The sequence below is a fragment of the Streptomyces sp. CB01881 genome (assembly GCF_002953255.1).
Classification (GTDB): domain Bacteria; phylum Actinomycetota; class Actinomycetes; order Streptomycetales; family Streptomycetaceae; genus Kitasatospora.
On sequence record NZ_CP026498.1, the window covers coordinates 10,851,472 to 10,852,520 of the forward strand.

At 72.0% G+C, this 1,049-nt stretch carries 1 protein-coding gene; it reads left to right on the forward strand.

The window, feature by feature from the left end:
* Positions 1-157: 157 nt before the first annotated feature.
* Positions 158-1,049: acetylxylan esterase (locus tag C2142_RS36705; RefSeq protein WP_241003031.1), on the forward strand; the 892-nt coding region annotated here is incomplete at its 3' end.

Below are 1,049 nucleotides of genomic sequence, written 5' to 3' on the forward strand. Positions count from 1 at the left end.
TCGAGGCCCGTCTCACGGCCCGGTGCCCTCAGTCGCCCGGCGCCCTGGCGCCGCGCCCGTTCCACTCCCGTCACCCCGCCGCCCGGAGGCGGCCCCCATGCCGTTGCTCACGTCCCACCACTCCAGCTCGTCATCGCTCCATCCGGAGGAAGCCCCCATGCCGCTCACCGACTTCGGACTCGACGAACTCGTCAACTACCGGCCGGAATTGCCCGTACCGCAGGACTTCGACGAGTTCTGGCGCCGGACCCTCGCCGAAGCCCGCTCGCACGACGGGGCGGTCAAGGCCGAACGCGTCACCTCGCAGTACGGCCTGCGCACCGTCGAGGTCGACGACGTACGGTTCCCCGGCTGGAACGGCGAGCCGGTGGCCGCCTGGCTGATACGCCCGCGCGGCGTGGACGGACCGCTGCCGGTCGTCGTCACCTACATCGGTTACTGCGGCGGCCGCGGGCTGCCCACCGAGCACCTGTTCTGGTCCGCCGCCGGCTACGCCCAACTCGTGGTCGACAGCCGGGGTCAGGGCCACGACACCCCGGACCGGGGCGAGGGCGACGGCACCCAGTGGGTCGAGGGCTTCATGACCCGCGGCATCGACTCCCCGGAGAACTACTACTACCGGCGGCTGATCACCGACTGCGTGCGCGCCGTGGACGCCGTCGCCCAACTGCCGGGTCTCGACAGCAACCGGATCGTGCTGACCGGCGGCAGCCAGGGCGGCGGTCTGGCCCTCGCCGCCGCCGGGCTCAGCGGGGACCGCGTGGCGGCGGTGATGCCGGACGTGCCGTTCCTCTGCCACTTCCGCCATGCCGTGCAGATCGCCGGAGAGGGACCGTATCCGGAGATCGCCAAGTACCTGCGCTGGCACAGCCGGCACCGCGTGCAGCCGACCTTCGACACCCTCGACTGCTTCGACGGCGTCCACTTCGCCCAGCGGGCCACCGCACCGGCCCTGTTCAGCGTCGGCCTGATGGACCCGGTCTGCCCGCCCTCCACGGTCTACGCCGCCTTCAACCGCTACGCGGGCGAGGACCGCACCATGACGGTGT